This window comes from Spirosoma arcticum (genome assembly GCF_054779955.1).
Genome location: NZ_BAAGXG010000008.1, coordinates 171,857 through 197,702 on the forward strand (window position 1 = coordinate 171,857; position 25,846 = coordinate 197,702).

Consider the following 25,846-nt stretch of genomic DNA (forward strand, 5'->3'; position numbering starts at 1 on the left):
ATGAAAATAACGTATAAACCCGCTGTTCAACTGCTTACTCTGTTACTGGCGATTAACCTGACCACGCAGGCCCAGCAGACACCCATGGAATCGGTTTTCAAAGACAACACGTACCAACTGACGGGAGTGGCCGTGTCTAAATCCGGTCGGCTGTTCGTCAATTACCCGTACTGGACCGACACGTACAAATATGCTCTGGTCGAAGTAGCCAAAGACGGGTCCGTGAAGCCGTACCCTGATGCCGCCTGGAATAGCTGGAAAATGGGTCAGGATCCTACCAACCGCTGGGTGTGTGTGCAGTCGGCTTTTGTGGACGACAAAGACCGGCTGTGGGTAATCGACCCGGCCAGTCCCAAACAGGAAGGCGTGTACCGCGATGCGCATAAGCTGGTGTGTATTAATCTGACTACTAACAAAGTAGAGCGTACGTATCCCATGAAAGGCGTGGTTGGGCCGGACAGCTACCTCAACGACATCCGCGTCGATACGGGTCGCGAAATCGTATACCTGACCGAATCGCAGCAGGGCGGTATTGTGGTGGTCGACATTAAAAGCGGTAAGTCGCGCCTGACGCTGCAAAACCATCCATCAACCAAGTCGGACCCGGCTTATAAATTCATGATCGACGGTCGCGAACTCCGCGATCCTAAAGGCCCCGTCAAGTTCAACTCCGACGGCCTGGCGCTTACGCCTGACGGCAACGTGCTGTATTACAAACCGTTAACCGATGATAAGTTGTATCGCATTAAAACTGAGTTCCTGCGCGATTCGACCGTGTCGGACAAGGGCGTGGGAGCCAAAGTAGAAGATCTGGGAAAATTCACCTCTACCGACGGCATGATCATCGACCCCGCTGGTAACCTGTACTTAGGCGACATTCAGAACTACACAATGTACCGCCTGAACACCACTGCCAGTCTGAAGCGCGAAAACCTGCTCACCGACCGCACCCGGCTGCAATGGCCCGACAGCTACGCCATTCAGAATGGCTACCTATACATTACCACTTCGCACATCGACCACATGGCCAAGCACAACGGTGGTAAATCGACTCGGAAAGGACCGTATGAGGTGTTCAGGATGAAGATTGCGAAGTAGACAACTTTGAGATTTGTCATTCCGACGCAGGAGGAATCTCAAGCTTGTGCACTAATCAAGCTTGAGATTCCTCCTGCGTCGGAATGACAAACTGCCGCTGAAAATTAAAATACACTCTATAAATCGCCCCGCCGACCGTCCACCGAGTACTTGCCTGGTCCGGTGAAAAACAACGTTGCGTACACCAGTGCGTAGAGCATGGGTAGCTTCCTTTTGCCAAATTCATCGGCTCCGTGTACGATAAAGAAAGCCACCAACATCGTGAACAGTAGCGGCAACGTAGCGAAGCGGGTGAAAAGACCAATCAGGAGGAGCACCGAACAGACAACCTCGGCGAAAACGGTCAACGCCAGCGACAGCGCAGCGCCCAGGCCGAGCGGATCGCCGAACTCCCAGTTGCCGACCAGGATTTTCTGCAATTTGGGAATGCCGTGCGTTAGCATCATACCGGCAATGGCAATACGCAACAGGAATAACCAGCCGTGCAGGGCTGCGGGTGACGCGACGGATTTAAACCAACGATTCATGTAGAATGCTCTCGTTTGTAATGGGCAAAGTATGGTCAGAACAGCGCGTTTACTGCTTTTACGTCGCTAATCCGCCGGCCGACTACTGCATACAAGGGGTCGCTCCACCGGCTCGGACTGCGGTCGAGTACCTCAATCTGGTCGAACAGACCGGTTTCTTCGTAATACCGGCGCACCAACTGCTGATGGCCCCGGTCGTCGAGCGATTGCCAGATTGCCACGGCTTTGGTCGGGAACATGCGGTTAGAAAACACGGTGATGAACGGCGCTCCCGGCCGCAACACCCGCGCCACCTCGCGGTAAACCGCTACTGGATTTGTTAAATACTGCACCGAAACCGTGACCATGCCACCGTCGAATGAGCCGTCGGGGTAAGGGAGTTGCGGGTTCTGATTCAGGCTTTGCACAACGAAATCAGATAGCTGGGGATTGGCCCGCAGTTCGGTTTCGTTCATGCCCAGCCCTGCCACTTGGTTGTAGTTTACGTCTTTGGGCAAATGGCTCACCCAGCTACTCATCAAATCCAGAATGGCGCCGTTGGCGGGCAGATACTCGCGGAACAGCTCGGTGGTGGCACGAATGGCCTTGTCGTCGATGTGGTTGACTAAGCGCGGCTGTACGTAAAAATCGGCATCGTCGGTTTCGTCGTACCGTTGAAAGGGGTCGTTGGCAGTCATGCGTAACGGGTTTGCTGATGACGGGTCAACGACGCGTTTGGGGCGAAGGTTTTGTAACCTTCGTACCGACGAACCCCGCCCGCATGGTACTTTTGCCGACCATGCGTTATTTCATTGAACTCTCGTACCGAGGCACGGCCTACCACGGCTGGCAGGCGCAGGCCAACGGCATCAGTATCCAAACCACCATCGAAGCGGCCCTGTCGCAGCGGTTTGGTCGGCCGATGTACATCCTCGGCAGCGGCCGTACCGACGCGGGCGTTCACGCCGAACAGCAGTTTGCCCATTTCGACGTACCCGAGCCGCTGCCCCTGTCCGATTCGTTAATTTATTCGCTCAACTGCATCCTGCCCGACGACATTGCCATCCGTACCATCTTCCCTGTCCGACCCACGGACCACGCCCGGTTCTCGGCCACGTCGCGCTATTACCAGTACCACATCACCCGCCACAAAAACGTATTTGAAACCGGCCTGACGTATCATTTCCGACCGGAGTTGAACGAGGAACTGATGAACGAAGCCTGCCAGCGACTGCTCCAGACGACCGATTTCAAGAGTTTCAGCAAGGCCCGCGCCGACGTGACTAACTTCCTGTGTCGGCTCGATATGGCCCGCTGGCAGCGCATTGGCGACCGGTTGACGTTTCACATCCGGGCCAACCGGTTTTTGTGGGGCATGGTCCGCACCATTGTCGGGACGATGGTGGAGATTGGGCAGGGACGGATGAGCCTCGACCAGTTTGACGCCACCATTCAGGCGAAAGACCGTACCATAGCGGGCCGGGCGGCTCCGGCCAATGGATTGTATTTAGTAGAAGTGACCTACCCAGCGGAGGTTTTGGCAGGGCGGGTAAGTATTGAGTAAACCGACGCTGTTTCCAACTTAAAACGTCATCTTTCAACCCAAAATCAACAGTAACATGACAACGCCCGACGAAAACTTTAACGCACTCAATCTCGAACTGCCCCCCGCCCCCGCGCCCAAAGGCGTCTACAAACCCTGCCTGACCGTCGGTAACTTCATCTACGTGTCCGGGCACGGACCCTATATGCCCGACGGCAGTTTAATGACGGGCCGGATTGGGTCAGAGGTCGATATGGAATTCGGCAAACAGGCCGCTCAGCAAACGGGTTTAGCCATTTTGTCGACGCTGAAAGCCTCGCTTGGCAGCCTGAACCGGATAAAGCGCGTTGTTAAAGTGCTGGGCATGGTGAACTGCGTCGATAGTTTTCAGGAACACCCCACCATCATTAACGGCTGTAGCGAATTGTTTGCTAAAATCTGGGGTGAGGAGCATGGGGTTGGGGTACGAAGCGCCGTCGGTATGGGGTCGCTGCCGAGCAATATTTCGGTGGAAATCGAAGCGATGTTTGAACTTGAATAGTTAAGATAAACCCGGACGAGTCGGGAGAAACGGATTCAGTTTTGCTTTCATAATCATGAACACACTCGCATCGGCTCCCACATTCCTCTCCGAGGATTTCCTGCTCCAGACCGAAACCGCCCGGCGGCTCTATCACGACTATGCCCGGTCGATGCCCATTATCGACTACCATTGCCACCTGCCGCCCGACCAGATTGCCCAAGACCGGCGCTTCGACACCATCACCCAGCCCTGGCTCTACGGCGACCATTACAAATGGCGGGCCATGCGCACCCACGGCATCGACGAACGCTACTGCACCGGTGATGCCACCGATTGGGAGAAGTTCGAGAAATGGGCCGAAACCGTGCCTTACACCCTGCGCAACCCTCTCTACCACTGGACGCACCTCGAACTCAACAACCCCTTTGGCATAACCGAACGGCTGAGTCCGGCCACGGCCCGGCGTATCTATGACACCTGCAACGAGCAGCTACCGCACCTGACGACCCGGACTTTACTTCAGCATTTCGACGTGCGCGTGGTCTGTACTACCGACGATCCGCTCGACTCGCTGGAACACCACGACCACATTGCCAACGATGGATTCGCCGTCAAAATCCTGCCCGCGTTCCGGCCCGACAAGGCAATGGCCGTCGATGATCCTGGGGCGTTCCGGGCGTATGTGCATAAAACAGGCGAGGTCACCAACCGCGAGATTACCAACCTAACTGACTATCTGGACGCGCTCAAATCCCGGCACGATTACTTTGCCGAGCGGGGTTGCCGCCTGTCTGACCACGGGCTGGAATACGTGTATGCTGATGCGTATGCCGAAAGTGATGTCGAAACGATTTTTGATGATTTGATGGGCGAGAGGCCGATGATCAGCCCGGCTGACGTGTCGATGTTTAAGTCGTTTATGCTCGTGCAGTTCGCCGAATGGGACCATCAAAAAGGTTGGACGCAGCAGTTTCACCTCGGCGCCCTGCGCAACAACAACCGCCGTCGGCTGCGCGACCTCGGCCCCGACACCGGCTGGGACAGCGTCGGCGATTTCCCGCAGGCGGCTTCACTATCCCGGTTCCTGGGTGGATTGGACGACCGCGACCGGCTGGCCAAAACGATTATTTACAACCTCAACCCCGCCGACAATGAGGTAATGGCCACCATGATCGGCAACTTCAACGACGGCTCGGTGCGGGGCAAGGTGCAGTTTGGCTCCGGCTGGTGGTTTCTGGACCAGAAAGACGGCATGGAACGCCAGCTCAACGCCCTCTCCAATATGGGTCTGCTCAGCGCGTTCGTCGGAATGCTCACCGACTCGCGGAGTTTCCTGTCCTACAGCCGCCACGAGTACTTCCGGCGTATTCTGTGCAACCTCTTCGGCAACGACGTTGAGAACGGCGAACTACCCACCGACATCGACTGGATCGGGCAGATCGTGCAGGACGTCTGCTACCGCAACGCCGACCGGTACTTTGGGTTTTAGCGTTAGTTTTTGAGTGCGTAAGTGTACAAGTGTTTGAGTTTTAAAACTTGCACACTCATACACTTACGCACTTATACACTCACTGTGCTCCATGACGCACACGTTCATCAACACCAACGGCATCACGCTTCACGTTGTGCAGGCGGGGCCGGTCGATGGGACGCTGGTGATTTTGCTGCACGGATTTCCCGAGTTCTGGTACGGCTGGAAACGGCAGCTTTTACCGTTGGCGGCTGCGGGCTACCGCCTTTGGGTGCCCGACCAGCGGGGCTACAACCTCAGTGACAAACCGGATGGAATCAGCGCCTACACAATCGACGCGTTAGCCGCCGACGTGGTTGGCCTGATCGATGCAGCGGGTGAGCAAAAAGCGGTGGTGGTGGGGCACGACTGGGGCGCGGCTGTGGCGTGGTGGGTGGCGGCTACCTACCCGGAGCGAGTGGAGCGCTTAGTGGTGCTGAACGTGCCGCATCCGGCTGTGATGAAGCGGTTCGCCAGCCGAAACCTTAGTCAGCTACTGCGAAGCTGGTACATCGGATTCTTTCAACTGCCGGTGCTGCCCGAAGTACTGTCCCGGTTGGGCAACTGGTCGGTTATGGCCCGGACGCTCCGCAGCAGCAGCCGACCGGGCACGTTCTCCGAGGCTGACATCGCTCAATACAAGCAGGCCTGGGGTCAGCCAGGCGCGTTCCGGGCAATGGTGAACTGGTACCGGGCCGCCCTGCAGCAACCACCCACCCGCGACACTGCCATTAGAATTGCGGTGCCAACGGTGCTCATCTGGGGCGTTCATGACTGGTTTCTCAAACGCGAAATGGCCCAACCCAGCATCGACCTCTGCGACAACGGCCAACTCATATTCTTCGAAAACGCCACCCACTGGGTGCAGCACGAAGAGGCCGAGCGGATAACGAAATTGATTCTGGACGAGCTACGAGGTTGTTGAGTGCGTTGAGAAATGAGCGTTTAGTTAATCGCAATATTTTATGTCAGCGCGATAGGTTTGCTGCTTCACAATGGGCTTTTGTAGATTAGCCTACTGTCGCATCTGAGTCGGCTGCTGCTTTAGCCATTACGTCACCGGCACTCGCCGGGTCAGTTTCACCCAAAGGGTTACCTGAGAGGGGTGGGTTGCCCTGCCTGTTGCCACTACTGAAAAGCCTGCCATTGCTCACAGACGATTAAGAAGGTTGCGAGGTTATGCTGACGAGTGATCAACGAGGGCTGCCGACTATCGACAGCCTTACTGAGTTGATCGAGACTGAATCCGGACTCCAATGCCGACCATCAACGGATGAATAAAGAGGTGCTGCTGTTCACTCAGGAGCGGGTTCAATCCGTATTCGGCCGTTAAGCCGACTTGCAACTCGCTACGCTGGCTCAGCATCAGCCGTCGGCCAACTCCCCCCCGCAGGCTCAGTAGCGCCTGGTCACTGGTCGGTAGATACGACACCTGTCCCCTAACTTCAACGGTGTAGCGGCCCTGCGCCAGGAGCGTCTGTTGGCTCAGACCAGCGCCGATCATCGGCAACGCCACATTTTCAGCCACGCTCTGCATTTCCCGCACCAACTGATGGGGGTCGGTCGGGCTGGGCGCAACCCGGTACCGGTTTTCGTTAACCGTGTAATAGGCCCAGCGTCGGAGTTGACCCAGCGACAGATGAGCGTGCCAGCGCCGGAAGCGAATACCACCGTTGATCTGATAGCCCCAGGTAGTCGGTGAAAACGCCCGCGGGGCGCTGACGGGCGAGAGGTAAGCGGTTGAGGCCTGTGGGGTATTCATCCATTGAAAGCTACTCTGCGGCACGACTTCAATAAACCAGCGTGGACGGGAGCGGGCCACGGCGGCTTGTGCCGGGTGGACAGCCGCCAAAGCGAGGGCGGGGAGTTGGCCGGGCAGGGCGCTTAACTGGCTGGGCAGAGACGAAATTTTAATTGGTCTGAGCCGCGTCCAAACGACGGACGTAGCATTGGCGGGTGGCTGGATAACCGACAGGGGAGGGACGGGTAACGGCCTGTGGCTAACCGACTGCCCCGCCGGGGCCGTTATCGGTTCATCACCAACGGTTGCGGCCGAACCAGACGACCCAACGGGAAAGCGCGTGCGGACGGAACGGGCCGACTTAGAAAGTACCTGATTGGCGAATACGGAGGTAGACCGTACCCTCAATCCCGGACGAAGTTTAACTGGGCCAGCGGGCAAGTGTCCAGCCGGGGTGGGTCGCCCGGCTACTATGTTCACCCTGGAGTCTTCCCCCTTGGGGGCTTTTAGGGGGACCTCCGCCACTTCAGAAACCGTGGTCGGAGGAACCGGTAGTTGCCGAACGGCAATGGCCTCATCAGCCGGTGGGTCAATCATGGGTAGACCGCGTAGTTCCAACCGACCGGTCGGGGCGGTCAGCGGACGAACACGACCAGTTGGCAGCGGCTGGGCTGGCGTAGCCCGCCGGACCGTGTTGGCATTGCCATGTCCTGACCATGGGTGTTCGCCCTGGCGGACTACGTAAACTAAACCAGCGCTGAGCAGCAATAACAATCCCGCCCCTGCCAGCCAGCGCGTGGGTTTGCGCCGACGCCCGGTCGGTAGCTGGCCGAGGATGCGTCGGCTTAGCGACGAGCGGGGCTGGACTTCAAAGTCGGCAAACACCCGCTGCCAGCGCAGTCGCTCGTCGGGGTCTTCATCCCAGGAATTCATGTCGTTGGATGCCATGTTGGTGAACAAAGGTAAGTAGTAGTTGGCGGCCCCGGCTGAAGCGGGAGCGTATTGTAGCTTCGGGAACCAGGAGTAACTGGGCGATCTCGGCGTGGGTATAACCTTCGATCAGGTACAGATTAACCACCAGCCGGTAGGCGTCGGGCAGGCGGGCCAGCAGGCCCAGCAGGGCTTCCTGATCGTACCCTGCCAGCAGGTGCAGGTGATCATCACTGGCGGGTGGCTCGCCGATGGCCTCGTAGTTAGTGAGGTTTTCCTGGGGGCGGGTGGTGCGATGGTAGTAGTTGATGGCCGTACGCACCACCACCGCTTTAACCCAACTGTCGGCCGACTCGGGTTTAGTCAGGTCGTCGATATGGGTAAACACTTTGAGAAAGGCTTCCTGAAAAATATCTTCGGCTTCGGCCACCGTACGCGTGTAGCGGACGCAGACCCCCAACATGCGGGCCTGGTAGCGTTCGTAAAAGGCCCGTTGCGCCCGGGGCTGCCGTTGCTGACAGCCCACGACCAGTTCGGTGAGGGTTTGATACGACTTACGACCAAATAACGCCATGTAAAGACGGGTCAGGGATGAGGGCCTTTAGCAATTGGTCAGAAGGACCCGTAAAGCTGGAAATCTCGACTAATCAGTTGGCCTTCGTCCGAAAACGTCATCACCCAGGCTTGTTTGTCTTTTTCCACAGTCACCGCGTAAGTAGTCAGCGAGCCGTAGGTGTGACGCCTGAACCAATTGGACTGGTGAAGGCTAAAGCCCGCCAGTTCGGGCCGCTGGAGATATTGCCGAATGGCCAGGGGCAGTTGGTCAAGTTCTTTGAAATGATAGGCGGTTCCGTTGTTCATAATGGCCAGTAGCTGCTCATCCTCGTCGTAGTCGAGTTGCCAATACTGACCGGTCGGCAGAGCCGACGGCTCCTGGACGTACAGCGTGTAGCGTCGCTTGCCAGGGGTTCCCACCTGAATCAGTGCATACCTGAACCTCAAGCCCAGCCGGTCCAGATCCGCCCGTAACGATTCAGGTATGTCGGTCAACGTTTTGGTTTGATAGTCACCTTGCCGGAAGGGCAGCAGGTGAAGATTATAGAAAGGTCTACCGGTGGGTGGCCAGGCAAGGGACCAGTAAACCGTGTAAGATTGCTGATGCCAGGTGTAGTCGGCGTATAAGTACACCAATCGCCCATTGGGGTGAACCACAGTACGATGCCATTCATAATGTCGCAGACGGAAGTTACTGAACGTGCCGCCAGACACCACGGTCGGTGCCAGTAAGCGGGTAAGCGAATCAGGCAAGGGGCCATCAACTAATTGGTCTGCGGTCAGCAACTGCGCGGGGCTGGTCAGGGCCTGGTAGCGCTGGCGTTGCTGGGTGAAGGTAGACCGCCAGAGCTGGTTGGGCACGAGGGTGGTAAAGAGGATGTCCTGCGCCTGAGGATACCGCTGGGTCAAGGCCTGAACGGTACCGGCCGGGGGGCCGTGGTCGGGCGTTGGCTGCTGGTCGATAAAACGGTTGCAGCCGCTCCCGCTGAGTAGCAAGCCAAGCAGGACGAGTGGTTTTAGCTGGTTCATAAACGGGTAGCCGGATAGGCGCGACTGCGGACCGGCTCGTCCCTGCCCACGCCCCGGCCGTAGGTATAGACACTAAATGAGCGCCCATTTGTTGCAGCAGTCCCCGTTTTCTTTACCATCAGAATGAATATTGGCTGGCGTCTGAAAAATTAGTCGTCGGTCTGCAACATCCCCTGACTTTATGCGTGTCTGTGTCCTCGACGGGCGATTGATAGCGTTGTGGCCCAGTGCGGCACAACTCGTCGACGTTTTCTTTGTTTGCTTAACCAATTCTTGTTCAACGTTTAAACGCTTACCGCTATGCGCTTAACCCCTGCTACGGTGTGCCTGAGCACGCTTCTTTCCCTCGCCCTTCTGGCCTGTCAGCCTCCCGATCTGCGCCAGGAACCGGGGCCCACGGCTAGCCCAGGGGCCAGCCGAACCGATTCGTACCTGTTTACCGGCACCCCCGGCATTCGCACAACCCGACTGGTGGACATCACCGGTACCCTGACCGGCACCATTGGCGGTCAGACCATTGCCTTCGGACCCGATGGGGCTTTCCCGGTGCGGGCCGCCCAGGGGTACGATCTCTACAGCCGCAACCCGTCTTATTTACTGATCCAGGCCCGGAATGAGCAGTATAGCGTCACGCTGGGCTTTAACGGCCCCTTCGAGACCGGCCGTAGCTACCGCGTCTACAACCCGGCCGATGATGGTGGGGAGGGTAAGTTTGACGCCTACATCGTCCAGGCCTTTATCCGAACCCCAGTCGATCTGTCTGCCCGGGAGATCAACGACCTGTCCCGCGCCGACAAGCAGGTACGGATCACGGCTATCACCCCCGACTACATCGACATTGAGTTTGACTTCACCCTCAAACAGGCCGGGGCTGTTCCCGAGCGCATTGCCGTGCGGGTCAAAAACGTGCTGAATGAAAACCGCAACCTGCGGACTCAGTCGGAAGGCGAGCCTTATTGGGACTACACCGGTGTAGAGCGAATGATCGAAGGCTGGGGCTACCCTACACCCCCCAGTGGCTATCCTACCACCACGCGGGTGCGGATTGACCAGCGCCAACTTACCACACCCGGCACCGACTTTAGCTACGAGGGCAAAACCGAGCAGGCGAATAGCCAGTGGATTTCGCTGACTCAACTGAAAAGTCCCCGGAAGGAGACTAACGTTGAGTACAGTTTCGGCACCAATTGGTCGGCTGCGGGCTGGAAACAGACATATATTACCTGGCCGGATTTCACGGGCGTCGGTACGTACACGGGCGATCAGGTCGATCTTTCGTTTACCAACGACCAGGGGGCAGCGGGCTACTGGCGGGTGCGACCCGGCCGATTAAGCAGTCCAGCAACGAAATGGCAGGTCGATGTGCAGCGCGTCACGCCCGACGTCATTGAGGGTACCTACACCATCGTTGACGCTCCGCTCTATTCGCAAAAAGGATCGTCCCTGCCCACTTCGGTGAGCGTGAGTGGCCGCTTCAGAGTCATCTATCCCCGGTAGAGGTAGCCTGGGCCATTGACCGGACAGAGCCTCATTTCTGATGCGGGATAATTCCAAAATTGACGTATCGACGCGCCGGAAGGATGATTTCCTGAAACGCGTTCAGCTCGGGCGGTTTTTAATAGTCAGTAAGTGGTAAGTGGGTAAGTAGTTGACGCAGATGTATTGTTTCTGCATCAGCCATTTACTACTTACCCACTTACCACTTATCACTGCTTATACACCTTGCCGTCTTTCATCACGAACCGGACGGTCTGCAGCGTTTTGATGTTCTGAATCGGGTTTTCGTCCACGACGATGATGTCGGCGAATTTGCCCGTTTCAATGGAACCGATTTGTGTCTCCATACCGAGCAGTTTGGCATTAGTCATCAGGGCCGACTTAATGGCTTCGATGGGCGGCATTCCGGCTTCTACCATGTACTCGAACTCCCTGGCATTGTAGCCGTGAATGTAAACGCCCGCGTCGGTGCCAAACGCGATCTTAACCCCTGCTTTGTACGCTTTGGCAAACGTAGCCTGGATTTTTGGACCGATGGCCAGCGCTTTGGGCGTCACTAAGGCCGGATAATAGCCAAAGCGCCGGGCTGAGTCGGCGGCTGTCTTGCCCGCAATGATCGTTGGAACGTAATAGGTGCCGTATTTCTTGAATAACTCAATGGCTTCATCGTCCATTAGGGTGCCGTGTTCAATGGTCTGCACACCCGCCCGGATGGCACGTTTCATGCCTTCGGCTCCGTGTGCGTGGGCAGCTACCGGAAAGCCGTAATCTTTGGCCGCGTCGACAACGGCTTTTACTTCTTCCTCCGTAAACTGAGCGCCGGACCCATCTTTGGCATTGCTCAGCACCCCACCGGTAGCCGTGATTTTGATGAGATCAGAGCCATCTTTGTAGCGCTGCCGAACGGCCTTGCGGGCGTCTTCGGGACCATTTATAACGCCCTCTTCCGGGCCGGGATCACCCATCAAATCTTTGCGATAGCCGTTGGTTGGGTCGGCATGACCGCCGGTTGTGGCAATGGATTTGCCAACTGTCAGCACACGGGGACCATCCACCAAACCGGCATTAATGGCATTGCGGAGGGACACGTTTACCCCGGAGCCGCCAAGATCACGCACGGTGGTGAAACCCGCTAACAACGTCGTTTTGGCGTACTGAGCGGCCTGATAGGCGACATCGGCGGGGTTCCGGGTGAAACCGTCGATGGCCCCGCCCCGGCGCGTCTGACTTTCGAGGTGGACGTGCATGTCAATCAGGCCGGGCAGCACGGTTTTGGTTTTCATGTCCACCAATCGGTCCCCAACGGCGGGGGCGGTGAATCCCTTTTGCACGGCCGTAATTTTAGTGCCTTCGACCACCACCGTCATCTGCGGCTGAACGGCGTTGCCGATACCGTCGAAGAGGTTACCACAGTGAATGAGCGTGCGTTGAGCGAGGAGGGGCGATGCCAGCAGCGAGAGGCCCGCCAGCAGGTACAGTTTCTTCATGGTTGTATTGTTGGTTGGGTACGAAAAAAGCCGCAACGGTTGGTTGCGGCCTGAAAGTAGCGAAAAGTTGCCGAAAACGCCGTTACAGGCGGGAAACTTGGATGATTGCCTGTTGTACCGGCCTTAGATTCTTAGATGATGGATAGGGCGTCACATCCCGCAGAATGAGTTTATAGGCAACGTTTCTAACTTGAACGGTTATTGAATCTCGCCGGTCTTTATAAGTCCATCCAGCAATCAATCTTTGTTTTTGAGAATTTGCTTCTGTTCCGACTGTCACCGAAGCAGAAGCCCAACCGGCAATCAAACAATTAAAGCCTATCGGACATCGACTGTCACTTATTGAATCGACGCGCACGGTAAGTCCCGACCCAAATTGTGCTGATGCACCAGCCTTAATCGCTACATAGTCGGGCGGAAGTCGGGGGTCTACATTCCTCGGCTGACACCCGTAAAGACAGCAGGCGGCTATGGATAAATAAGCGAAAGCTAATTTGAGATGACGTGACATACTACTGATCGTTTTAAGCAAGACCCGCCATCTGAAAAAAGCGTTGGAAACGGGTCTTACTTTTTCACAATTACCCCGTCGGCCACGAACGTGAGCGCTTTTTCGGGTTCGGTGATCTTCTCTACTTCTTCCTTCGACTTACCGGCATCCTCGGCGTAGTGGCGCAGTTCGGATACGGGCGTAGTGGTAGTTTCGGCGGTGCCTTCCAAGACAACGGTTTTGCCGACGATGTCTTTGGGGACGAAGAAACCGTAATCCTTGAAACTAACCCGCATCACCTGCCCGTCGCCGGTTTTGACTTTCATCCAGCAGCCCTTCATCTTGCAAACGTCTTCAACGGTGCCTTCCACTTTGGCGGGCATCTTGTCTTTTCCGCCCATCTTCGTCACTAACTGCGTGGCTGGGATAGCGCCTTTCTCGGAAATCTTTTTGCCGTGGTAGCTCACGTCCGTTTGCGCAAATGCGCCAAAAGACGCGCTCAGAATCAGGCCTATAATCAGGAAGTTTTTCATTTGATGAATGCGTTATATTTACCCCAAAAGTACCCATTCAAACGCAGATTTAAAATTAGTTATGATACGCAGTACGCAAATTATGGGGTTCGGGTTGAGCGTGTTAAGCCTGATAGCCTGCCAGAAAAAAGACGATGCCGCCGAAGCAACGATTCGTCGCACGTCGTTCTTCGATAAATCGGGAATGGATACGACCGTTAGTCCTGGTGATGATTTTTTCACGTATGCAAATGGTACGTGGGTAAAGAAAACGGCTATTCCTGATGACCAAAGCAGTTGGGGGGCTTTCAATGAAATTTACCAGGCCAACCTGCTGCGGACAAGATCCATTCTGGAAGAAGCGGCCAAAGCTGATGCTAAAACCGGGAGTGTGGAGCAGCAGGTGGGCGATCTGTATACGAGCGGTATGGACACCGCGACCATCGACAAACGCGGCTACGAACCCATAAAGGCTGAACTCGCCAAAATTGACGCGCTCACCGACTACAAAGGGGTATTGAACTACATGGCCGCCGACGAAACCAACCGGGGTGGGGCACTGATGGGGCTGTACGTCGGAGCCGATGACCGGCAGAGTTCCCTAAACCGGATCAACTTCGGTCAGGCGGGGCTGTCGCTGCCCGAGAAAGAGTACTACACCCGAACCGATGCACCAACGAAGAAAATACGGGCGGCTTTTCTAGTTTACGTGGCCAAACTGTTCACCCTGACCGGGGTCGATTCGCTGTCGGCCCAAACCAAAGCTGAATCCGTCCTGGCCTTTGAAACAGCGCTGGCCCGCTCCCACAAATCGCCCGCTGACCTGCGCGACCCGGTCGCTAATTACAATAAGCTGGCCGTAACCGATTTAACGAAGCAGATGCCCAACCTCAACTGGCGGACGCTGCTCAATACCATGAGTCTGGAGAAAATTGATACCGTTCTGATTTCGCAGCCCGGCTATTACCAGGCATTGGATAAATCGTTGCCAACTACGCCCATCAGCGTACTGAAAGACCGGCTTGCGTTTGACGTGCTGGATCAGAATGCGACGCTGCTCAGCAAGCCGTTTGAACAGGCAAGCTTCGAGTTTACGAACAAAACCCTGTACGGTCAGCCGCAGCAGCAGGCCCGCTGGAAACGCATTGCCAGCCGGGTTGACCGCTCACTGGGCGAAGCGCTGGGACAGGTGTGGGTAAAGAAATATTTTCCGGCCGAAGCGAAAGAACGGATGCTGACCTTAGTCGATAATCTACAGAAGGTGTATCGGGAACGCATCGATAAACTTGACTGGATGGCACCCGAAACCAAAAAAGTAGCCTTGGTGAAGTTAGATAAGTTTGTGAAGAAGATTGGCTACCCGGACACCTGGAAAGATTATTCGGACGTGGACATTAAGCCCGACGATTATTTTGGAAACGTGCAGCGGGCCAGAAAGCACTATTTCGCCGAGGAATTTGCCAAAATCAATCAGCCCGTCGACCGCGCGGAATGGGGCATGACACCCCCCACGGTGAATGCCTACGCGAATCCGACGAATAACGAAGTTGTGTTTCCAGCCGGGATTCTGCAATTTCCGTTCTTCGACAAAGACGCCGACGATGCCATTAACTACGGTGGTATCGGCATGGTCATCGGCCACGAAATGACCCACCTCTTCGACGATCAGGGCCGTCAGTACGACGCCAGCGGGAATTTGAGTGAGTGGTGGACGAAGCCCGACGTCAAACGGTTTACGGACAAAGTTCAGGTTGTGGTGAAGCAGTACAGTGATTATACCGTGCTGGATAACCTGCACCTGAATGGCCAGTTGACGCTGGGCGAGAACTTAGCCGATCTGGGCGGCATCACCTTAGCCTATCAGGCCTTCAAACTAACGGAACAGGGCAAAGGCAGCGAGAAAATTGACGGATTCACGCCCGACCAGCGGTTTTTTCTGGGCTTTGCGCAGGTCTGGCGCGAAAAAATCCGCCCCGAAACCGAACGCGTCTCGGTTCAGACTGATCCTCACTCACCTGCCAAATTCCGCGTCAACGGCCCGCTGACTAACTTCACGCCGTTCTACCAGGCGTTCGACGTAAAGCCGGGGCAGAAGCTATATAAGGAGGCAGTGCAACAGGCGCAGGTGTGGTAAACGCCCTCACCCCGGCCCCTCGCCCCAAGGAGAGGGGCCGGGGTGAGGGAAACAAGAGAACACTACGTCCAATACAGCACCGGCGCATTCAGGAAGCGCTTCTGCCACTCGGCGTAGAAAAACGCTTTCATCTCCTTCATCACGGCGGGTAAATACACATACTTGGTGCCGCCGAACTTGTTTCGTTTCTCGGCGCGGGTCAGTTCGTCCATCTCCAGTGAGGTGTTCGGATACCACTGCATGAGCACGTCCTTCGAGCCGGGTGTGAAGCGGTGACTGATTAACTCGGCGTTCATGTCAACCGGAAAGTCGAAAAGCTCGGCAATGCGGTCGAGCAGGGCCGTGTAGTGTTCGCGCCAGTCGGGAATAGGCATGATGGGGGCGATAACCAGACCGATGGGGTAACCGCCACCGCCCTGCGCCTTCGGCATGGCCAGCTTGCGAATGCCCTGCAACCGGGCTTCGACCGAGGCTGTACCACCCTCTAAGCGCCGGGCCACTACGTCGGCGTTCAGGCTGACGCGGGCGCGGGTCTGACCGTTGTGCGGCAGGTTAAGCAGGCTATCAACATTACCGTACTTCGTCACAAAACGCAGTTGGCCCATCTCTCGGGTCCCATAGTAGCGAATACACTCGGCCAAACTGCCCGTCAGGTGCTCAATACCCAACACGTCGGTGTAGCAGCTTACTTCAAAGGTTGTCGGGCGGTTGGCATCGGTAGGCTGCCAGCTCCGGTTGGGTGGGTAGGTGCCTTCGTAGGTTGCCGTATGTTCGAGCATTTTGGGCAGGTTGGCGTAGGCCCGCACCACCGGTGGCCCCGACAAACTACCCGCTAAGTAGCAATAATGACAGTGGGCCGGGCACCCTTCGGCGAGGTTCATCTGCCAGTCGGCCGAGGGCGGTATGGGCTGGAGCCTGAACGCACTCGGTGGCGCATTGACGATAGCCAGCGTGTTCTTGGCAATGCGGTATGTCTCGCGTTCGTCGGCCCCGCGCAGACCCGTGATGCGGTTATTCTTGGCAATTTCAATCGGCAGATTCAGCGCCGATATGCGTTCGTACATGGCCTCGCCGAACGGCTCGTTCAGAGCATCGGGGGTGAACACGACGCGCTTCGGCATCCACAGCTTCGGCGATTTAAGAAGGGGTTCGGCGACCGCACGGGTCGTTGGCGTAGACTGGACTAATGGGTTGGATTCAGCGATCATAACGAGTGTAGAAAAGCAAGGACAGCAGCGACGTAAGTAGCTAACCGGTTGCTCTTAGTAAACACAAAATGGGCGTAGATGGGTCCATATATGTCAGTTATCTCGGAAGATAACTGACTGCAAATCAGAATGATGAAAATAAACTTGAAGCTACTTCTGATGTGTTGCAAACTATTCGTAACGTTGTAAAAAAACGCTTATGACTTCCGTCAACCTAACGCCGATAACCCAATTTTTAACGTCTGGTCGGGCTTTTGTCAACTTCGCCAACGGCCTGTCGGAGGCTCGGTTCAGCCAGCAGGCCAACGGAAAATGGTCCGTTGGCGATACGATGCAACACCTGTTTCTATCGGCCCGGCCGGTGGCGCGTCTGATGACCGGGCCGCGCGACGCGTTCCGGCAGTGGGGCCACTCCGACGGCTCGTCGCGGTCTTACGACGAGATAGCCGACTTGTACCGCCGGACCTTAGCCACGGGCCTTAAATCGCCAGCCACTCTGTCGCCCCGGTCCGACGATGTGCACACCGACCGGGCAACGGTTGTCGCCCGTTTTACGGATGCCTACGAGTCGTTGGCGACTGCCGCTGGTGGCTGGTCGGCCGATGAGTTGGATCGGTACGTGATGCCGCATCCAGCGCTGGGCATAGTAACCGTTCGGGAAATGCTGGATTTTACGGACATTCATACCCGGCACCACCTCAGCATCGTTCAGGCGCAACAACTGTAAACGCAGTCGGCCAGCCCCACGTGGAGTTGGCCGACTGAACAGGGAACTTACACACACAACTTAAAACTACCGACCGACCTTGCGCAAATAATAATTGACACCGAGTCTAATCCGGCCTCCCCGGTTGCGGCCCGCCAAGGGGTTGCTCCGGTCGTAGTAGTTCGTTTCCAAGCTACCCTCAATGCCTAAATTTTTCAGTAGATAAAACTGAGTACCGATCTCCAGATTGATGCTGTTGAACCGGGCTTTCTCGTCAGCGGCTACGTTACTGGCCCGCTCGCGACCGAAGTTGTAACCAGCACCCACGAAACTGCTGATGCGCGTGCGAAACGGATAGTACCGCGCAAACAGCCCGAACTGACGGGACCGGAAACTACTGCCCAAACGCCGGTCGTATCCCAGGCGAACGCCCCCCATGAAACCCGGCTGGAAAAAGTAGCCAATGCGCGGATCGAGTGCAATGTAAGTGCCTTTGCTGCCGCCCAGGCCGAAACCAAGCGATCCCCCCACGAAAACGCTGCCCCGATCATACCAGGGCAGGCCATACCGGTCGTTGCGGGCACGGGCCGGTTCAACGATTCTGTCCTGAACCTCTACCTTCACATCCTGAGCGGCATCTTTCACCTGCTGCCCGGTTTCCCGCAACTCCTGCTTTACTTCGGGCGCTCGTTCCTCAGCGCGTTCCCTTAGTTTTTCGGCCCCCTCCTGAACGTTTTCTTTCACGTCCTGAGCTTTATCCCGCACTTTTTCCTTTGTTTCTTCCTTGATGAGCGGCCGATCCCGGGGTCGTTCATTCTGAGCCAGTGCCGCCACCGACAGCATCGTCAGCAGGGTTGTTGTAGTAAGTAGATTTTTCATATCTCGCTGAGTTGATAATGCACTTGAGTGCTTGTCACCCTATTAACTATCGAGGCAAAATAAGGTTTTTACGAAAATGATGCGTTTGTGGAAATAGTACAACAATAAAGCGCCCCTCCTGTTAGTGAAGGGGCGTTGACTCGTAAAAAGACTAAAAAAGAAGCTTATAGTTTTAACGCACCCAGCAGCACATCGACCTGATCTGCCGAGACGGCTGGAAAATTGGCAATCCGAATCTGGGAATCTTTGAACTTGCCGTACCCGCTCCCAACCAGCATACCCGCCTGTTTAGTAGTTGCCAACACGTCGGCCGGATGTCTGGTTGTCGCTACGATGACCGTCTGTGAGCGATGCCGGTCCTGTTTAACAAACGGCTCGTATCCGGTTGAGTCGTCCAGAAACTTGTAGAGGATACGGGCTTTTTCTTCGGTCTGTCTGCGGATGGTGTCGATGCCGATTTTGTTGAAATCTTCGGCAATTTTACCCAGCAGGTAAATAAACAGCACGTTCGGCGTAGCGGGCGTCTCGAAAGTTTGGTAGTGTTTCCAGAGTGTTGGCAGGGTATGATGCGCACCGGTGGTCATGGACTCGTACTTCTGGAGCCGCTCGGCCTTGGCTAAACACGCCTGATTGGCAATCCAGACCCCTAAACCGGCAGGCATACCAAACGCTTTCTGCACCGAAAAAAACGCCGAGTCGATCAGGCCAAAGTCGAGGTTCGGGTGCGGAGCCGACGACACCATGTCGACAACGAACAATTTCTTCGGGTATTTGCGCTTCAGTTTGTGCATGTCGGTGGGCCGCATCTGCACCCCCGACGACGTTTCGTTGTGCGTCAGACACACTAATTCAGCGTACTCCGGCACCTCGATGTCGGCGAAGTCGAAGCCTTCGCCGAAGGGCTTTTCCAGCACGTGTGCGTACTTGTGGAGGCTGCTGGCGTAGTCGAAAAACTTGCGCGAAAACGAGCCGTTGACGAGGTGAAAACTCTCGTGCTCGACGCAGTTAAGCAGCACCCGCTCCCACACTTCCGAGGCCGAGCCGGTGAAGAAAATGCCGTGCGTGGCCGGAATGTTGAGCAACGTCCGTAACTGCTCATCGGTGAACTTATAAATATCCCGAAACCGCTGACTCCGGTGCGAAATCGACCCGATCTGCTCGTTCATCGCCGTTTGCAGGTGCTGAGCGAACGTCGGGTATAATTCGGCCGGGCCGGGGGTGAAGTAGGTGTGTTTCATAGGTAGTTAGTCAGTTGGTCAGTCAATGAGTTAGTCAGAACGAAGTACTCACTGACTTATCGACTGACTAACTCGCCGACTCAATAAAGTAGTCTGAACTTGATGGTCTGGTCGATGCTGCGCAGTTCGCCGATTACTTCGTCGGCGTACTCCTTGTCGATGTCGGTGATGACGTAGCCGATCTGTTCGTTGGTTTTTAGGTACTGCCCCTGAATGTTGATGTGGTGACCGGCGAGGATGTTGTTTATTTTGGCCAGAATGCCCGGTACGTTATGGTGGATATGCAGCAGCCGATGTGAATCCTTGAGCAGGGGTAGTTGCAGTTCGGGAAAGTTGACGCTGCCGTAGGTGCTGCCATTGTTCATGTATTCGAGCAGTTTGCCCGGCACGAACTGACCAATATTGGCCTGCGCTTCCTCGGTGCTGCCGCCGATATGGGGCGTCAGAATCACGTTAGGCTGGCTACGCAGGGCGTTCATAAATTCCTCGTTGTTGGTTTTTGGCTCCTGCGGAAACACGTCCACCCCCGCGCCGATTACCTTACCCCGTTCAATGGCGTCGACTAAAGCGGGAATGTCGACGATGTGCCCGCGCGACAGGTTCAGGAAAATAACGCCGTTTTTCATCAGCCCGAATTCGCGGTAGCTGATGAGGTTCTTATTCTCTTTACGGCCGTCGGTGTGCAGGCTGATAATGTCGGCAATGGCCAGCAGTTCGTCCAATGACCGGCACTTGCGGGCGTTGCCGAGGGCCAGTTTGTCGACGGCATCATAGAAATACACCTCCATGCCGAGGGCTTCGGCCACCACCGAAAGCTGCGTACCGATATTGCCATAGCCGACCAACCCCAGTCTTTTGCCGCGTACTTCGTAGCTGTTCTTGGCCGATTTGTCCCACGCGCCCTGGTGCATCAGATTGCTCTTAGGCACAATTCCCCGGATCAGCATGATAATTTCGCCGATAGCCAGTTCAACCACCGAGCGGGTGTTGCTGTAGGGGGCGTTGAACACCGCAATGCCGCGCTCGGTGCAGGTGCTCAGGTCGATCTGGTTGGTGCCGATGCAGAACGCGCCGACGGTCATAAGCTTGTTGGCGTTTTCGAGCACCCGGCGCGTCACCATCGTTTTGGAGCGGATACCCAGAATCGACACGTCGCGGATAGCTTCGATGAGTTCGTCTTCGTCCAGCGCTCCTTTGCGAATTTCGACGTTGAACCCTTCCTGCTCAAACAACTGCACGGCGATGGGATGGACATTCTCCAGCAGCAGCACTTTAATCCGGCTCTTCGGGTAAGACTGACTGCGGCTCAGTTTGTTATCGAACAGAAAATCGTCGAGCGACGGGGTAATGTGATCCGCTTTAGCCATCACTTTCGCTCGTGCCACGTTCTCGGTGAAGGCGTAGAACTTGTTGGCCAGACCCGCTTCCCGAATCTCATAGTCGGTGTAGCCGTCGCCGATTACGTACACGTCGCCGTCGAGGTTGAGGTTGCGCATCAGCTTCACCTTGCCCCCGTCCGAGGCCAGTGGATTGGCGAGGTCGCAGCCGATGATGTTACCCGCCGGATCGTAGGTGAATGTATTGGCAAAGACGTGGCTTTCTTTGACGCCCAGCGAGGTGACAATCGGCACAATAAACTCCTGGAATCCGCTCGACACCACGTAGATGTAATCGGCGTTTTCGGTGATGAACGCCTGGTTGCGCTGGAACGAGTCGGAGATTTTTCCCATCAGCGTTTCGATGAGCGCGGGCAAATGGTCGCGGTGGGCGTTAAGCAGTTTCAGCCGCAGGGCCAGCGAATCGGCCAGGCCAATCTCGCCCGACATGCCCCGGTCGGTAATGACTTTAATCTGATCGAGCACGTCGTCGCGGTCGGGGCGACCAATAAGCGATATTTCGCCCAGCACGTCTAAGGCCTCGACTTTTGTGAAGGTGCTATCGAAATCAATGATGTAAAACGTCTGTTCGGCGGGGCCGGGGATTGCGGGTTGGGTGAGCATGATTTCAACAAAATTTATTATTCTCTTAGAAACGACACTGCCCGCTCCTCCGACCAGTACGGTCGGCCACTGTTGATGCCGGATGTCTTGGATGCAAAACCGCAGTGGCCGCCCTGTTCAGGGAACTCCATCCAGACGTTGGGTAGTTCCCGCGCCATGGCTTCGGGAAAACACTCGGGCGACAGAAACGGGTCGTTTTTGGCGTTGATTAGCAGCGTCGGCACGGTGATACTGGGTACGAATTGCAGCGAACTGCTGCGGGTGTAGTAGTCTGTTACGTCGCGGAAGCCGTTCATGGGAGCCGTAAACAGCGCATCGAACTCGCGAACGCTGCGCGATTTGCTGATGGCTTCGGTTTGAAAAACGCCCGGCATCAGAGCCGCTTTTTGTAGTACTTTACGCTTGAGGGTCCGGTTGAAACGGTAGTTATACACCAGACTGTCCCACCGTTCGAGCCGCCGGGTAGACCCGATCAAATCGAGCGGCACCGAGAACGTAACCGCCTTTTTAATGGCCGGATCAACCGTTTTTTCCTGTTCGCCGAGGTACTTCAGCGTAACGTTGCCGCCCGCGCTGAAGCCAATCAGGTAAATGGTCTGGTAGCCTTTGGCGACGGCGTGTTGAACAACGTGGTGTAGATCACTCGTGTCGCCGATATGGTAAAAGCGCTGCTGCCGGTTCATTTCACCACTGCACGAGCGGGCATGCCAGGCTAAACAGTCGAACCCGCTGTGGTTCAGGTGCCGCACCATCCCCGCCAGATACGTACTCGTTGAACTGCCCTCCAACCCGTGGGAGAGAATCACTAAAGGGAATGATGAATTATTAATGATGAATGATGAATGATTTTCGCTGTATTCATCATTCATCATTAATAATTCATCCGCTTCGGCGGACCGATTAGAATAAGCCCAATCCAGATCCAGAAAGTCGTCGTCGGGCGTGTCGATGCGCTCCCGGACGTAGTTGACCGTGACCTTGCGAAACAGCGAGGGAATGATGGTTTGCAGGTGGCCGTTCCACAAGCGGGCGGGTGGCTCATAGGTCGACGGAGCAATGAGGGGCATTACGGGGTGCGGTCGATTTTACCCCGCAAAGGTAGGCGAAAAGGGTGCAGACTGCCCGTGATTGTGGGCTAATTAGCGGTTTTTCGCCCTACGTTCTGGTTTCGTGTCAAGAAATTATTCGGCTGGTCCTACTTTAAACCTGAACAGGAGATTTTTGCTCTAATTACCTTTAACCCCTGATGATGGGCGCCTTGTCCGTCCTCCACTTACTTGCTTTATACCTATGAACAACACTGCCAACATGACCCGCCAGCAGTTTCTTAAACTCGGCGCATTAGCTACATCGGCGGCTTTACTGCCCAACGTCGATGCGCTGGCTGCGAAGCCCAAAACCGTTGGACTTCAACTGTATACCCTCCGCGACGCGATGGCGAAGGACGCCGACGGTACGCTGAAGAAAGTAGCCGACATTGGCTACAAACAGGTTGAATCGTTCGGGTATTCGGATGGTAAGTTTTTTGGCAAGACGCCCAAAGAATTCGCGGCTAAACTGAAAGAACTGGGCCTGACCGCTCCCAGTGGCCATTATACCACCGGCAAGGTGATGAAAAGCAAGGGAACGCTGACCGACGACTGGAAACGGGCCGTTGACGATGCGGCAACTATTGGTCAGAAGTACATGGTCTGCGCTTTTCTGTTTCCGCCCGAACGGACCAAGCTCGATGATTACAAAGAGTTTGCCGATCTGTTCAACAAGTCGGCGGAGGTGTGCCGGGCCGCCGGTGTTCAATTTGCCTACCACAACCACGACTTTGAGTTTCAGCCGCTGGAAGGGCAGGTGCCGTATGATCTTTTGCTGAGCAGCACCGATCCCAAATTGGTCCAAATGGAGATGGATATCTATTGGGTGAGTTTTGCTAAACAGGACCCTATTGCGCTGTTCAAGAAGCATCCGGGTCGGTTCCCGCTCTGGCACGTGAAAGACATGGCCAAAACGCCCGAACGCGAATTCGCCGAAGTGGGCACGGGTAGCATCGACTTCCAGCGCATTTTCGACGCCCAGAAAACGGCCGGGCTGACCAACTACTTCGTGGAGCAGGACGTTTGCAAACGCCCACCGTTGGAGGCTATCGCCATCAGTTACAAAAACGTGCAAAAGCTGAGCGTATAAACTCCTCTGCCAGGTACAAACAAGGGCTTGTCTGGCCTTTGTTTGTACCTGTATTATTTTGAGCGTCTACTGATTGAGTTGGACAGCTAATCAAATCACCGCTCCGGCGGACCGCGAAACACGGCTTCATAGTGTACATGTCCGTCTTTAACTCTGATAAAAACCATACAACCAACCTGCGATAGTTTTAATACTGTTCTTTACTTGCGTCCAATAGTGACCGGAACATGACATTTTCCTTGTTAGTAGGCTTAAAAAACAACCTGGTTTATTCGCAATACTTTTATAACCAGACCCGTATCCTTTATCCGACCATTGAGTTGGTCTTTGTCAGTTTCAATAGTACAGACGGAACCCACCAGTGGCTCGACTCCTTGCAGGATGACCACCTTACGTACTATTATGAGGAACGTGAACGCACGCTGTCTGACACCTATAATAAGTGCATTGAACTGGCCACGTCGGATTATGTAATTTTCGCGCATAACGATATGGTGCTGGCCCCCGGCTTCATTGAGCAACTGGCAGCACTCCAAACCGATCGGCGGGTGATTTTCTACACCACCGTGGAGCCCCCCATCTTTTCGGATGATCCACGCCCTGGAAAAATTGTCCAGGATTTTGGTGCCGACGTAACTACATTTCAGCGGGATGCTTTCTTTCAGTTTACGTTGGATGAACAGCAACGAAATGAACAGGCTGGCCAGACAAACGTAGTCACCAGCAAGGGTATTTTCTTCCTGGCCGCGTCCCGGCAGTTGCTGCTCGAGATGGGCGGACTGGATCCGTTGTTCAATCCGATGTTCTGCGAAGATGATGATCTACTGCTGCGGCTCAGCCTGAAAGGGCTGGAAATGGTTGTGGCGCTGAATGTACTGTGCTATCATTTCGTCAGTAAAACGTCTCGTTTTTCGGATGAGTACGTACACCGAACGAGGCAAATTGAACGGCAGTCCAATCGAAACTTTATTCGCAAATGGGGGTTCCGCAACAGTGCTGTTCGTCGGCAAAAATACGATATTGGTCTGGTGCTGACCAATGGCACGGTGGATGCGCTGCGAGAACTGGAACCGTGGGCGTCAACTATTTACACAGACCTCGATCCAGCGTCGTACATTCGGGAGGAGCAACCTTCTACCGCTATTGACCTGACGCAGAAGATAAAACCGCTGACGGCCGAGCGTACAAACGGTGTCCTGGTTTCGCTGGATGTCGGTAAGGCCGATGCGACACAATTGGAGCAGATCATGTTTCTTCAGGAGATCATACACCATCGGATTACCAAACCCCGATCTTTGTTGAAGCGACTATGGTATCGCGTCTTCCCGGTGTTTAGCTGGCGAGGGTACCGCATCCGAGTCATTAACCCGACTACGCACGAAGTGCGGTTGATCCACAAAGAACTGACGTATGTTTGACCGATTGCTTGCCCGTCGTATCCGGCTTTCGTACGGAATCACCGTTTGCAATGAAGCGGTGGAACTGGAGCGGCTGATTCTTTTCCTGCTGCTCCACAAAGATCCGCACGATCAAATCCTGGTGTTGCAGGATAGCACCCGGCCCGACGACTGGGTGACCGACGTACTGAACCGATACCACGACAAACTAACATACCAGTCTGCGCGACTCGACGGTGATTTCGCTACGTTCAAGAATAACTTGTTGACGATGGCGTCGGGCGATTACCTCGTTCAGATCGACGCCGATGAGATGCCTAATGAAACCCTGCTCCGTTCGTTGAAGAGCGTACTCCGGAAAAACCCGAAAGAGGATTGTCTGGCCGTACCCCGGATCAACCGGGTGAGGGGATTGACGCAGGAATGGGTCGATGCCTGGCACTGGCAGGTGGATGAACAGGGGCGAATCAACTACCCAGATTATCAGGTGCGTATCTTCAAGTTAAATCAGCTTATACGCTGGAAAAACAAGGTACACGAAGAGCTGGAAGGCCAGCAGAGTTGTCATTTTCTGCCGTCTGACAATGACGATTTTTGCCTTCTGCACTTAAAAGACATTGACCGGCAGAAAAAGCAGAATGACTTTTACCAGTCACTTGAATGAGTCGAGGTATCCGGCGAGATG

General features: G+C 55.3%; 24 protein-coding genes. 11 read left to right on the forward strand and 13 right to left on the reverse strand.

The genetic code is table 11. The features are described 5' to 3' along the window. Complete coding sequence (locus ACYVHB_RS19175; protein WP_461053394.1) at positions 1 to 1,098, forward strand: L-dopachrome tautomerase-related protein; 1,098 nt, start codon at positions 1 to 3, stop codon at positions 1,096 to 1,098. A 116-nt stretch (positions 1,099 to 1,214) separates the two neighbouring features. Here the strand turns inward: ACYVHB_RS19175 and ACYVHB_RS19180 are convergent, their stop codons facing one another. Together ACYVHB_RS19180 and ACYVHB_RS19185 are read right to left on the reverse strand one after the other, a co-directional pair. Further along, positions 1,215 to 1,625, reverse strand: coding sequence for a DoxX family protein (locus ACYVHB_RS19180; RefSeq protein ID WP_461053395.1), 411 nt, complete (start codon positions 1,623 to 1,625; stop codon positions 1,215 to 1,217). A gap of 35 nt (positions 1,626 to 1,660) precedes the next feature. Then, positions 1,661 to 2,302, reverse strand: a complete 642-nt coding sequence (locus ACYVHB_RS19185; RefSeq protein WP_461053396.1) for a methyltransferase domain-containing protein — start codon at positions 2,300 to 2,302, stop codon at positions 1,661 to 1,663. A gap of 101 nt (positions 2,303 to 2,403) precedes the next feature. Here ACYVHB_RS19185 and truA point away from each other — a divergent pair, with 101 nt between their 5' ends. From truA to ACYVHB_RS19205, 4 genes are all read left to right on the forward strand, one after another. Beyond that, on the forward strand, positions 2,404 to 3,168 hold the full coding sequence (gene truA, locus ACYVHB_RS19190; protein ID WP_461053566.1) for a tRNA pseudouridine(38-40) synthase TruA: 765 nt from the start codon (positions 2,404 to 2,406) through the stop codon (positions 3,166 to 3,168). Positions 3,169 to 3,223: 55 nt separating this feature from the next. Continuing rightward, positions 3,224 to 3,688: a RidA family protein gene (locus ACYVHB_RS19195; protein ID WP_461053397.1), complete on the forward strand. Its 465-nt coding sequence runs from the start codon at positions 3,224 to 3,226 to the stop codon at positions 3,686 to 3,688. A gap of 55 nt (positions 3,689 to 3,743) precedes the next feature. Beyond that, a complete protein-coding gene (gene uxaC / locus ACYVHB_RS19200) occupies positions 3,744 to 5,159 on the forward strand; it encodes a glucuronate isomerase (protein WP_461053398.1) in 1,416 nt (471 codons plus the stop codon). A 91-nt stretch (positions 5,160 to 5,250) separates the two neighbouring features. After that, on the forward strand, positions 5,251 to 6,105 hold the full coding sequence (locus ACYVHB_RS19205) for an alpha/beta fold hydrolase (protein ID WP_461053399.1): 855 nt from the start codon (positions 5,251 to 5,253) through the stop codon (positions 6,103 to 6,105). Positions 6,106 to 6,402: 297 nt separating this feature from the next. On the opposite strand, the gene ACYVHB_RS19210 is transcribed toward ACYVHB_RS19205, so the two are convergent. Genes ACYVHB_RS19210 through ACYVHB_RS19220 form a run of 3 tightly spaced genes read right to left on the reverse strand, consistent with a single transcriptional unit; the run spans position 6,403 to position 9,435 of the window. After that, complete coding sequence (locus ACYVHB_RS19210) at positions 6,403 to 7,869, reverse strand: hypothetical protein (RefSeq protein WP_461053400.1); 1,467 nt, start codon at positions 7,867 to 7,869, stop codon at positions 6,403 to 6,405. Beyond that, the gene (locus tag ACYVHB_RS19215) at positions 7,838 to 8,425 is read right to left on the reverse strand and encodes an RNA polymerase sigma factor (protein WP_461053401.1); all 588 of its coding nucleotides are present in this window, start codon (positions 8,423 to 8,425) and stop codon (positions 7,838 to 7,840) included. The genes ACYVHB_RS19210 and ACYVHB_RS19215 overlap by 32 nt, the downstream gene beginning before the upstream one ends. A 38-nt stretch (positions 8,426 to 8,463) precedes the next feature. Next, positions 8,464 to 9,435 (reverse strand): hypothetical protein, encoded by a 972-nt coding sequence (locus tag ACYVHB_RS19220; RefSeq protein WP_461053402.1) that lies wholly within the window; start codon positions 9,433 to 9,435, stop codon positions 8,464 to 8,466. 300 nt (positions 9,436 to 9,735) lie between these two features. Here ACYVHB_RS19220 and ACYVHB_RS19225 point away from each other — a divergent pair, with 300 nt between their 5' ends. Further along, the gene (locus tag ACYVHB_RS19225; protein ID WP_461053403.1) at positions 9,736 to 10,932 is read left to right on the forward strand and encodes a hypothetical protein; all 1,197 of its coding nucleotides are present in this window, start codon (positions 9,736 to 9,738) and stop codon (positions 10,930 to 10,932) included. Positions 10,933 to 11,141: 209 nt separating this feature from the next. On the opposite strand, the gene ACYVHB_RS19230 is transcribed toward ACYVHB_RS19225, so the two are convergent. The 3 genes from ACYVHB_RS19230 to ACYVHB_RS19240 form a co-directional block, all read right to left on the reverse strand. After that, positions 11,142 to 12,419, reverse strand: coding sequence for a metal-dependent hydrolase family protein (locus ACYVHB_RS19230; RefSeq protein ID WP_461053404.1), 1,278 nt, complete (start codon positions 12,417 to 12,419; stop codon positions 11,142 to 11,144). 82 nt (positions 12,420 to 12,501) lie between these two features. After that, entirely contained in the window at positions 12,502 to 12,930 is a 429-nt protein-coding gene (locus tag ACYVHB_RS19235) for a hypothetical protein (RefSeq protein ID WP_461053405.1), read from the reverse strand. A gap of 56 nt (positions 12,931 to 12,986) precedes the next feature. Further along, positions 12,987 to 13,442, reverse strand: coding sequence for a DUF4920 domain-containing protein (locus ACYVHB_RS19240; protein WP_461053406.1), 456 nt, complete (start codon positions 13,440 to 13,442; stop codon positions 12,987 to 12,989). Between the two features lie 61 nt (positions 13,443 to 13,503). On the opposite strand from ACYVHB_RS19240, the gene ACYVHB_RS19245 reads away from it, so the two are divergent. Beyond that, positions 13,504 to 15,555, forward strand: coding sequence for a M13 family metallopeptidase (locus ACYVHB_RS19245; protein ID WP_461053407.1), 2,052 nt, complete (start codon positions 13,504 to 13,506; stop codon positions 15,553 to 15,555). A 62-nt stretch (positions 15,556 to 15,617) separates the two neighbouring features. Here ACYVHB_RS19245 and ACYVHB_RS19250 read toward each other — a convergent pair whose 3' ends face one another. Continuing rightward, positions 15,618 to 16,676 carry a spore photoproduct lyase family protein gene (locus ACYVHB_RS19250; protein WP_461053567.1) on the reverse strand — a complete coding sequence of 353 codons (1,059 nt, stop codon included), beginning with the start codon at positions 16,674 to 16,676 and terminating at the stop codon, positions 15,618 to 15,620. Positions 16,677 to 16,962: 286 nt separating this feature from the next. Here ACYVHB_RS19250 and ACYVHB_RS19255 point away from each other — a divergent pair, with 286 nt between their 5' ends. Continuing rightward, the gene (locus tag ACYVHB_RS19255; RefSeq protein WP_461053408.1) at positions 16,963 to 17,490 is read left to right on the forward strand and encodes a DinB family protein; all 528 of its coding nucleotides are present in this window, start codon (positions 16,963 to 16,965) and stop codon (positions 17,488 to 17,490) included. Between the two features lie 66 nt (positions 17,491 to 17,556). Here the strand turns inward: ACYVHB_RS19255 and ACYVHB_RS19260 are convergent, their stop codons facing one another. The 4 genes from ACYVHB_RS19260 to ACYVHB_RS19275 all read right to left on the reverse strand — a co-directional run bounded on the left by ACYVHB_RS19260 (position 17,557) and on the right by ACYVHB_RS19275 (position 22,653). Then, the gene (locus ACYVHB_RS19260; RefSeq protein WP_461053409.1) at positions 17,557 to 18,348 is read right to left on the reverse strand and encodes a YtxH domain-containing protein; all 792 of its coding nucleotides are present in this window, start codon (positions 18,346 to 18,348) and stop codon (positions 17,557 to 17,559) included. A 164-nt stretch (positions 18,349 to 18,512) separates the two neighbouring features. Beyond that, complete coding sequence (locus ACYVHB_RS19265) at positions 18,513 to 19,586, reverse strand: aminotransferase class V-fold PLP-dependent enzyme (RefSeq protein WP_461053410.1); 1,074 nt, start codon at positions 19,584 to 19,586, stop codon at positions 18,513 to 18,515. 80 nt (positions 19,587 to 19,666) lie between these two features. Continuing rightward, on the reverse strand, positions 19,667 to 21,586 hold the full coding sequence (gene serA, locus ACYVHB_RS19270; RefSeq protein WP_461053411.1) for a phosphoglycerate dehydrogenase: 1,920 nt from the start codon (positions 21,584 to 21,586) through the stop codon (positions 19,667 to 19,669). Between the two features lie 17 nt (positions 21,587 to 21,603). Next, positions 21,604 to 22,653, reverse strand: coding sequence for a YheT family hydrolase (locus ACYVHB_RS19275; RefSeq protein WP_461053412.1), 1,050 nt, complete (start codon positions 22,651 to 22,653; stop codon positions 21,604 to 21,606). Between the two features lie 223 nt (positions 22,654 to 22,876). Between ACYVHB_RS19275 and ACYVHB_RS19280 the strand changes: the two genes are divergently transcribed. The 3 genes from ACYVHB_RS19280 to ACYVHB_RS19290 all read left to right on the forward strand — a co-directional run bounded on the left by ACYVHB_RS19280 (position 22,877) and on the right by ACYVHB_RS19290 (position 25,825). Beyond that, the gene (locus tag ACYVHB_RS19280) at positions 22,877 to 23,764 is read left to right on the forward strand and encodes a sugar phosphate isomerase/epimerase family protein (protein ID WP_461053413.1); all 888 of its coding nucleotides are present in this window, start codon (positions 22,877 to 22,879) and stop codon (positions 23,762 to 23,764) included. A gap of 227 nt (positions 23,765 to 23,991) precedes the next feature. Further along, on the forward strand, positions 23,992 to 25,182 hold the full coding sequence (locus tag ACYVHB_RS19285) for a glycosyltransferase (protein WP_461053414.1): 1,191 nt from the start codon (positions 23,992 to 23,994) through the stop codon (positions 25,180 to 25,182). After that, a complete protein-coding gene (locus ACYVHB_RS19290) occupies positions 25,175 to 25,825 on the forward strand; it encodes a glycosyltransferase (RefSeq protein WP_461053415.1) in 651 nt (216 codons plus the stop codon). Before ACYVHB_RS19285 ends, ACYVHB_RS19290 begins: the two co-directional genes overlap by 8 nt. Positions 25,826 to 25,846 lie beyond the last annotated feature (21 nt).

Coding starts and splice junctions, on each gene's coding strand:
- ACYVHB_RS19175 (WP_461053394.1), top strand. CDS start 1: ATGAAAATAACGTATAAACCCGCTGTTCAACTGCTTACTCTGTTACTG.
- ACYVHB_RS19180 (WP_461053395.1), bottom strand. CDS start 1,625: ATGAATCGTTGGTTTAAATCCGTCGCGTCACCCGCAGCCCTGCACGGC.
- ACYVHB_RS19185 (WP_461053396.1), bottom strand. CDS start 2,302: ATGACTGCCAACGACCCCTTTCAACGGTACGACGAAACCGACGATGCC.
- truA (WP_461053566.1), top strand. CDS start 2,404: ATGCGTTATTTCATTGAACTCTCGTACCGAGGCACGGCCTACCACGGC.
- ACYVHB_RS19195 (WP_461053397.1), top strand. CDS start 3,224: ATGACAACGCCCGACGAAAACTTTAACGCACTCAATCTCGAACTGCCC.
- uxaC (WP_461053398.1), top strand. CDS start 3,744: ATGAACACACTCGCATCGGCTCCCACATTCCTCTCCGAGGATTTCCTG.
- ACYVHB_RS19205 (WP_461053399.1), top strand. CDS start 5,251: ATGACGCACACGTTCATCAACACCAACGGCATCACGCTTCACGTTGTG.
- ACYVHB_RS19210 (WP_461053400.1), bottom strand. CDS start 7,869: ATGGCATCCAACGACATGAATTCCTGGGATGAAGACCCCGACGAGCGA.
- ACYVHB_RS19215 (WP_461053401.1), bottom strand. CDS start 8,425: ATGGCGTTATTTGGTCGTAAGTCGTATCAAACCCTCACCGAACTGGTC.
- ACYVHB_RS19220 (WP_461053402.1), bottom strand. CDS start 9,435: ATGAACCAGCTAAAACCACTCGTCCTGCTTGGCTTGCTACTCAGCGGG.
- ACYVHB_RS19225 (WP_461053403.1), top strand. CDS start 9,736: ATGCGCTTAACCCCTGCTACGGTGTGCCTGAGCACGCTTCTTTCCCTC.
- ACYVHB_RS19230 (WP_461053404.1), bottom strand. CDS start 12,419: ATGAAGAAACTGTACCTGCTGGCGGGCCTCTCGCTGCTGGCATCGCCC.
- ACYVHB_RS19235 (WP_461053405.1), bottom strand. CDS start 12,930: ATGTCACGTCATCTCAAATTAGCTTTCGCTTATTTATCCATAGCCGCC.
- ACYVHB_RS19240 (WP_461053406.1), bottom strand. CDS start 13,442: ATGAAAAACTTCCTGATTATAGGCCTGATTCTGAGCGCGTCTTTTGGC.
- ACYVHB_RS19245 (WP_461053407.1), top strand. CDS start 13,504: ATGATACGCAGTACGCAAATTATGGGGTTCGGGTTGAGCGTGTTAAGC.
- ACYVHB_RS19250 (WP_461053567.1), bottom strand. CDS start 16,676: ATGCCGAAGCGCGTCGTGTTCACCCCCGATGCTCTGAACGAGCCGTTC.
- ACYVHB_RS19255 (WP_461053408.1), top strand. CDS start 16,963: ATGACTTCCGTCAACCTAACGCCGATAACCCAATTTTTAACGTCTGGT.
- ACYVHB_RS19260 (WP_461053409.1), bottom strand. CDS start 18,348: ATGAAAAATCTACTTACTACAACAACCCTGCTGACGATGCTGTCGGTG.
- ACYVHB_RS19265 (WP_461053410.1), bottom strand. CDS start 19,586: ATGAAACACACCTACTTCACCCCCGGCCCGGCCGAATTATACCCGACG.
- serA (WP_461053411.1), bottom strand. CDS start 21,586: ATGCTCACCCAACCCGCAATCCCCGGCCCCGCCGAACAGACGTTTTAC.
- ACYVHB_RS19275 (WP_461053412.1), bottom strand. CDS start 22,653: ATGCCCCTCATTGCTCCGTCGACCTATGAGCCACCCGCCCGCTTGTGG.
- ACYVHB_RS19280 (WP_461053413.1), top strand. CDS start 22,877: ATGAACAACACTGCCAACATGACCCGCCAGCAGTTTCTTAAACTCGGC.
- ACYVHB_RS19285 (WP_461053414.1), top strand. CDS start 23,992: ATGACATTTTCCTTGTTAGTAGGCTTAAAAAACAACCTGGTTTATTCG.
- ACYVHB_RS19290 (WP_461053415.1), top strand. CDS start 25,175: ATGTTTGACCGATTGCTTGCCCGTCGTATCCGGCTTTCGTACGGAATC.